The organism is Streptomyces sp. NPDC007875, from assembly GCF_042868035.1.
GTDB classification, from domain to species: Bacteria; Actinomycetota; Actinomycetes; order Streptomycetales; family Streptomycetaceae; genus Streptomyces; species Streptomyces antimycoticus.
On record NZ_JBIADZ010000082.1, the window covers coordinates 1 to 6,680 of the forward strand.

Here is a 6,680-nt window from a genome sequence, read left to right on the forward strand (position 1 = left end):
TGCAACGCCACCAACGACGACGAACACGCCGTATCCACCGTCACCGCAGGACCCTCGAACCCCAGCACATACGACACCCGACCCGACAGCACGCTGCCCGCGCCGCCGGTCATGAGGTAGCCCTCGGAGCCGTCGGGAGCCGTGTCGAGGCGGCTGGCGTAGTCGTGGTTCACCATTCCGGCGAAAACACCGATGTCATGGCCGCGGAGCGAGGCCGGGTCGATCCCGGCCCGCTCCAACGCCTCCCACGACGTCTCCAGCAGCAACCTCTGCTGCGGATCCATCGCCAGCGCCTCACGCGGCGAGATCCCGAAGAAGTCGGCGTCGAACTCGGCCGCGTCGTAGAGGAAACCACCTCGCCGCGCATAACTGGTCCCCGCGTGGTCCGGGTCCGGGTCGAACAGGTTCTCCAGATCCCAGCCACGGTCCACGGGGAACTCCCCGATGCCCTCGCCCCCGGCCGTAACCAGCTCCCACAGGTCCTCCGGCGAGGACACGCCGCCCGGCAACCGGCACGCCATCCCCACGATCGCGATCGGCTCCGTGGGATCGCCCGTCGCCCACGCCGATCCGGTCCATCCGGCGTCTTGCCCGAGCAGCCGGGCATGCAGGAATGACGCGAGCGCGGCCGGTGTCGGATAGTCGAAGGCGAGCGTGGTCGGCAGTTCGGCGCCGGTCAGGTCCCGCAGGCGGTTGCGGAGCCGGACCACGTTCAGGGAATCGAAGCCGAGGTCCTGGAAGGCCCGTTCGCCGTCGATGGCCGACGCGTCGTCATGCCCCAGTACCGCGGCCGCGCTGCTCAGCACCACATCCAGGACCATCCGGTGGCGCTCGACCTCCGTGCCGGCCATGAGCCGCTCGGCGAAGGCCGTGGTGCCGCCGCCCGGGAGCGCTGCCGCCTCCGGCAGCAACCGACGTGCGGGACGCGGTTCGCCCGCCGTAATGGCGTCCGTTGCGGGTGCGTCCGGCCAGTACCGCCGGTGCTGGAAGGCGTAGGTCGGCAGGTCGACCCTGCGCCGCGAGGACCCCGAGAGCAGCGCGGTCCAGTCGACGGGGACGCTACGGACGTACAGCCGGGCGAGCGCGGACACGGCGGCGACCGGATCGGGCTGTTCGCCGTGCAATGTGGCCACGAACATGGCCGGGTCGGCACCATCGCCCAGCGCTTCCTGCGCCATGGCGGTGAGCACACCATCGGGGCCCAGTTCCAGGAAGGTCGCGATATCCCCTGCGCGGAGCGTAGTGACGCCGTCGAGGAAACGGACGGTCCTGCGAGCGTGCTCGGCCCAGTAGTCCGGGGAGCACAGTTGGTCGGGGGTGGCCCACTCGCCCGTGACGTTGGAGACGATGGGCACCGTCGGAGGCGCGTACGACAGCCCGGCGGCGACGGCGCGGAACGCCTCCAGCATGCCGTCCATATGCGCGGAGTGGAAGGCATGGCTGACCCGCAGCCGCTTGGTCCGGTACCCCTTGGCCGCGCATTTCCGCTCGACGGCCACCACGGCGTCCTGGGCGCCGGAGACGACGACGGAGGCGGGCCCGTTGACCGCGGCGATGTCCACCGCGCCCGGTTCATCGGGCAGCAGAGACCGCACCACGGGCTCGGGGGCGTTGAGCGCGACCATCGCGCCACCGGGCAGTGCCTGCATCAGCCGCCCGCGCGCGGCCAGCAGCGCGGCGGCGTCCTCGAGGGACAGCACGCCCGCCACATGGGCCGCGGTCAGCTCGCCTACGGAGTGGCCGGCGAGGGCGTCGGGGCGCACTCCCCAGGACTCGTACAGCCGGAAAAGCGCGGTCTCCAGTGCAAACAGCCCCGCCTGGGCGTACACCGTCCGGTCGGACAGCTCCGCTTCGGGGGATCCGGGCTGGGCGAACACGACGTCCCGGACGGGGTGCGCGACATGCCCGGCGTCGACCAGATGCCGGTCCAGTTGCCCGCAGGCCGCGTCGAAGGCATCGCGGAACACGGGATAGCGCGCATGCAGTTCCCGGCCCATGCCCGCGTGCTGGCTGCCCTGTCCGGTGAACAGCACCGCGAGCCTGCCAGGGCTCGGCACACCTCGCGCGACCGGGCCATCGCTCGGCCCCGTGATGGCGTCCAACCCGCTCAGCAACTCCGCACGCCCCGCGCCCACGACCACGGCCCGGTGGTCCAACACGGCTCGTGCGGTGATGAGCGAGTGGGCGATGTCGCCCGGATCGAGTTCCGGGTGCCTGCGGGCGAATTCCGCGAGCCGGGCCGCTTGGCTTTGCAGCCCGTCGGCGCTCCTGGCCGAGATCACCCACGGTATGGCGGGGATCGCGTCCGGGTCCGCAGCGGCGGGCTCGGTGGCGGTGGCAGGTGCCTGCTCGACGATCACATGGGCGTTGGTGCCGCTGACGCCGAACGCGGACACCCCGGCCCGGCGCGGGCGTTCCGCCGTCTCCGGCCAGGGCCGTTCCTCGGTCAGCAGTTCCACCGAACCCGTCGACCAGTCCACCTCCGGGGTGGGGGCGTCGACGTGCAGCGTCCGCGGCAGGACGCCGTGCCGCATCGCCATGACCGTCTTGATCACGCCGGCCACGCCCGCGGCGGCTTGGGCATGACCGATGTTCGACTTCACCGAGCCCAGCCACAGCGGCCGGTCGCGGTCCTGTCCGTAGGTGGCGAGGATGGCCTGCGCCTCGATGGGGTCGCCCAATGCCGTTCCCGTGCCATGCGCCTCGACCACGTCCACGTCCGTGGCCGACACACCCGCGCTGGCCAGCGCCTGCCGGATGACGCGCTGCTGCGAGGGACCATTCGGGGCCGTCAGACCGTTCGACGCACCATCCTGATTCACCGCGCTGCCCCGCACCACCGCCAGCACCTGGTGACCGTTCCGCTCCGCGTCCGACAGCCGCTCCAGCAGCAGCACGCCCACGCCTTCGGCCCACCCCGTGCCATCAGCCGAGGCGGCGAAGGGCTTGCACCGGCCGTCGACCGACAGTCCTCGCTGGCGGGAGAAGTCCACGAAGGCCTCGGGCCCGGCCATCACCGTCACCCCACCGGCCAGCGCCATCGAGCACTCCCCCGACCGCAACGCCTGCGCCGCCAGATGCACGGCCACCAACGACGACGAACACGCCGTGTCCACCGTCACCGCGGGCCCCTCCAGGCCCAGGGTGTAGGCCACGCGCCCGGACAGGACGGCCGCGGAGACGCCGGTGATCCGGTGCCCCTCGACCTCGTCCGGAACGTGGCTCAGGCGGATCGCATAGTCCTGGGTGTTCATCCCGGTGAACACTCCGATGGCGCTGCCGACCACCGTGGTCGGGTCGATCCCGGCCCGCTCGAACACTTCCCATGAGGTCTCCAGCAGCAGCCGCTGCTGCGGGTCCATCGCCAGCGCCTCACGCGGCGAGATCCCGAAGAACTCGGCGTCGAACCCGGCGGCATCGGACAGGAAGGCGCCGTGCCGGACGTAGGAGGTGCCGGGGTGATCCGGGTCGCGGTCGTAGAGCGCCGACAGATCCCAGCCACGGTCGTCCGGGAAGTCCCCGACGGCGTCACCGCCCTCGCTGATCAGGCGCCAGAAGTCCTCGGGGCTGTGCACCCCGCCTGGAAAGCGGCAGCTCATCGCCACGATGGCGATGCCATCGTCCGACGCCTTGCCCGCAGGTGCCGGGGCGGCGGGGGTGCTCGGCGACCCCAGCAGTTCGGTGTGCAGATGCCTGGTGAGGGCCCGCGGGCTGGGGTGGTCGTAGAGCAGGGTCGAGGGAAGCCGGAGCCCGGTGGCCGCGTTGAGCCGGTTGCGCAGTTCCACGGATGTCAGCGAGTCGAAGCCTAGATCCCGGAAGGCCCGTCCGGCGGCGAGACCATCCGCCGAGGAGTGCCCGAGCACCTGGGCAGCATGGCGTGTGACCAGGTCCAGCAGCGTCTGCTCCCGTTCGGCGGGGTCCGCTGACTCCAGTCGTCGTACGAGATCGGTCTGCGGCAATTCCGCACGGCTCACGATCCGGCGGCCCGGTGGCACCAGCTTGTGCAGCAGAGGGACGACCGGGGTGGTGGCGGCGTGGGCGCGCAGGCCCGCGAGGTCCAACCGGGCCGCCACCAGCGCGGGCACGGCGCTGCGCAGACCGGCGTCGAACAGCACCACACCGGTCTGCTCCGACAGGGCGGTCATGCCGAATCGCCGGGTGTGCTGGCGCAGGTCGGCCGCGGTGAGATGTGCGGTCATCTCGCTGCTGAGCGCCCAGTGGCCCCAGGCGAGCGCGGTGGCCGGGAGCCCTGCCGCCCTGCGCTGCTGGGCCAGTGCGTCCAGGAAGGCGTTGGCCGCCGCGTAGTTGGCCTGTCCGGGGTTGCCGAAGACACCCGCGGCCGAGGAGAACACCACGAAGGCCGCGAGGTCCATGTCGCGCGTAAGCTCGTGCAGGATGACGGCGGCGTCCGCCTTGGGGCGGAGGACGGTGTCCAGCCGTTCGGGTGTCATGGCGGTGACCACGCCGTCGTCCAGGACCCCGGCGGTGTGGACGACCGCCGTGAGGGGAGCCTCGGCGGGAAGCGAGGCCAGCAGCTCCGCCACCGCGGTCCGGTCGCCGATATCGCAGGCCACAGTGCGTACGGACGCACCCAGCGCGCCCAGCTCGGGCTCCAGCTCCGCCACGCCCTCGGCGGCATCGCCACGGCGGCTGACCAGCAGGAGGTTGCGCACGCCGTACTCGGCCGCGAGGTGCCGGGCGAACAGCCGGCCCAGTGCACCCGTGCCACCGGTGACCAGAACCGTGCCCGCCGGGTCCAGCGAGCGTCGTGGCTCCTCCTCATCCGGCGTCGCGCGCACAAGCCTCGGTACGGATACCGCCCCTGCGGTGATGGCGATCTGCGGTTCGCCGGTGGCCAGTGCGGCGGGCAGCAGCGCGCCGGAGGCGGCGTCCTCGTCCATCGCCACCAGGACCAGCCGATCCGGGGCCTCCGACTGCGCCGAGCGCACGAGCCCCCAGACCGCCGCGCAGATCGGGTCGGTGACCTCGCGTGTGACGATGACCAGCCGCGCATCCGTCTCCGGTGCGGCCAGCCACGTCTGAACCCACTCCAGCGCCTGCGAGGTCAGCGCCCGGAGGCCGTGCGTGGTGTCCGCCAAGTCCACACACACGAAGGGCGGTACATTCCCGTGAGCGGCGAGCGTCGTCAACTCGGCTGGGCTCGTGACCGTCAGCGTCACCGTCGCCGGATCCGAGGTGGCCAGGGCGGATGCGCCCGACGCGACCGGGAGGGGGAACCACTCGACCTGGAACAGCGCGTCCTGCGGCTCCGTCCCGGCGCCCGACACCAATCCGTCGACGGGGAGCGGCCGCGACATCACCGAGCCCACGGACCCGACCGCCCGACCTGCGGAGTCCGCCAGCTCCAGCGCCACACCCCCTTGACCATCCGGGCTGATACGCGCGCGCAGCGCGGTCGCCCCGGTGGCGGACAGGGACACCGCGCGGTAGGCGACGGGCAACGCCGATGCCTCGGCGTGTGTGTCGGCGTGGCACACGGCTTCCAGCAGTGCGGGGTGCAGTGTGCAGCGCTCTGCTTCCTCGTGCTGGTCGTCGGCCAGTTCCACCTCGGCGAAGATGTCGGTGCCACGGGTCCACGCCGAGCGCAGAGCACGGAACGCCGGGCCGATGCCACGTCCACCCCGTGCCAGATCGTCGTACACCTGGTCCACATCGACGGGGGTGGCTCCGACCGGCGGCCATGGTGCGAGGCCGATATCGGGTGCGGTGGTGGTCTCGGCGAGCGTGCCCGTGGCGTGTCGGGTCCAGTCCGTCCCGTCCGACCCGTTGCCCTGCCTCCGGGAGTGAACGGTGAGGCGTCGCCGGCCAGAGTCATCCGCCCCACCGACGACCACCTGGAGCTGCACACTCATGCTCTCCGTCAGCGCAAGCGGGGCCTCGATCAGCAATTCGTCGACGACACCGCAACCGACCTCGTCACCGGCACGTACCGCCAGCTCCACAAAGGCCGACCCAGGGAGGACGACCGCACCGGCCACCGTGTGGTCCGCCAGCCACGGGTGAGTGCTCAGGGACAGTCGGGAGGTGAACAACACCCCGTCCGTTTCGGGCAGTTCCACCCATGCGCCCAGCAGAGGGTGCTGAGCACCGGCGAGGCCGATGGCGGTCACTTCACCGGGTCGGTGGCCACTCTGCAGCCAGTAGTGCTGGTGCTGGAAGGCGTAGGTCGGCAGATCCAGGGCGGCATGAGCCGGGATGTCGCCGAGCAGCGCGGTCCAGTCCACGGGGACACCGCGTACATACGCCTCGCCCAGGGACGTGAGCACGCGGCGCATCCCACCCTCGTCCCGGCGGAGTGTCCCCGTCACCACAACCGGACCGGCGTCCGCCTGCTCCACCGCCGCCTCGATACTCATCGTCAACACCGGATGCGCACTCACCTCAACAAACGCCGCAAAACCTTCCCCGACCAACCGCTCGATCGACGGCGCGAACCGCACCGTGCTCCGCAAATTCCGATACCAGTACCCGGCACCCAACTCCGCCGTATCCACCCACCCCGCCTCCACCGTCGAGAAAAACGGAATACCAGACGACACCGGCCCCACCTGCGCCAACGACCGCACAAGCTCCCCCTCCACCGCCTCCACCTGCACCGAATGCGAGGCGTAATCCACATCCACCCACCGCGCCCACACCCCCGAGCCCCCACACTCCTC

The 6,680-nt window shown here is 71.4% G+C and carries 1 protein-coding gene; it reads right to left on the reverse strand.

All coding sequences use genetic code 11. The features are described 5' to 3' along the window. Positions 1–6,680, reverse strand: a 6,680-nt coding sequence (locus tag ACFYOY_RS48865) for an SDR family NAD(P)-dependent oxidoreductase (RefSeq protein ID WP_388594560.1), incomplete at both ends; no start/stop codon positions are given.